At 63.8% G+C, this 1,441-nt stretch carries 1 pseudogene; it reads right to left on the minus strand.

Annotation, left to right across the window (positions count from 1 at the left end):
• Positions 1-95 precede the first annotated feature (95 nt).
• Positions 96-989: pseudogene (locus AB0B82_RS35415) on the minus strand (IS1634 family transposase); the annotation flags it as partial.
• Between the last annotated feature and the right edge of the window lie 452 nt (positions 990-1,441).

The raw sequence follows: 1,441 nt of genomic DNA on the forward strand, positions 1-1,441 counted from the left end.
ATGGGCGGCGTAGGAACCTCCATCCTCGGGAGACCTCGACACCTACTCCGGGACCGACGCGCCGCTCGCCGCTACACCCTCAACTGTGAAGAGCCGGTAAACACATGTCCGTCCGGGATCTCGGCGTCGGGATGGTTCTGGCGCCACTTCTTCACCACATAAGGGATATCGGGGACGCGTGCTCCGAGGATGAACGACAAGCCCTCGGCCTCCAGAGCGCGCTTGTTCGCATCGGAGACCATTCCCGCGTCGGCCACGATCGTGACATCGGCCAGGTGGTGAGCTTTCATGACCTCCCGGATCACCGGCAGCATCGTGGTCGTCTCGGCACGGTTGCCCTCGAACGCGTGCACCATCAACGGGAACCCGGACGCATTGGTCAGCAGCCCGATGGTGATCTGCCACTCCAGCCGGCGTTCCTTGGAGAATCCGGGCTCACGGAACCCGTCACCGGCGTCAGTCTCGAAGTACAACGTCGACACGTCGTACAACACCAGACTGGCCGGCCCCAGGCCGGTATGGGCAGCACAGGCCGCCGCGAGCTTCTTGCGCCACGACGCGTCGGCGAACACCGGCAACCGCCGCACCAGGGTCCGGTAGGCCGGAGGATCGACACCCACCTCCTCGAGCACCCGCAGCGAGTCCAACTTGCTCGTCGGCTCGATGATGCGCGCCAGCACCAGCGCCCGGAACACTTCGTCGGAGCCGGTCGCCTCGTCGAACCCGAGCACCTCGAAGCCGCAAATCAAGGCGTCCCACAGATGCCCCATCCGCGACGAAGTGATCGCCAACGGTCCACCACGACCAACAGCCTGCGCGGGTTCGGCGTCCAGACCGACATCGAGACCGAGATCGAGTTCACCCTGCCCTGCCGCCATGCGCTGCCGCGCGGCAGCCTTCAGCAGCTCGAGCGACACGTCGTCGTGCGCCGACCCGATGTGCTCAATGCCGCGCGAGCCACGCCGTGACGAGTACACGATCTGAACCACGGTCGCACCCGAGGCCGTCTTCACCGTCCGCACGTACGGAGCCACGACCAACAGCCAAAAGAACCCCGATCAGTGCACACATCCCGGCAACATCCGACATAAACCCGCAGGACACGAAGGCTCTGACCGATCGCGCTCGCAGCACCGGGAATCAGCAAGGTCAGTGGCTGGATAATGACGCCGCTGCAGAGTTCTTGAAGGGCTCCATGTCGAAGGAGTCGGGCCCAGGTCGGTGCGCATTCCGGCCGGGTTGGGGCAGGTGATTATGCCGGATGGGAGTATCGTCCAAGCGCGGGTGGCTACCGTCGTCCCGAGTCCAAATGGGCTGTACAAGACGGGATTCCCGATCATTGGTCCGAGCTAGAGCGTGTCTGACAAACATTGGGGCTGTTCGTTGAGAGCCTTGGTGTCGTGTCGAGGTTTCGGTTGTTGTCGGATGTGCAGTGGTCGTT

This window comes from Kribbella sp. NPDC048915, assembly GCF_040649595.1.
Lineage (GTDB): Bacteria > Actinomycetota > Actinomycetes > Propionibacteriales > Kribbellaceae > Kribbella.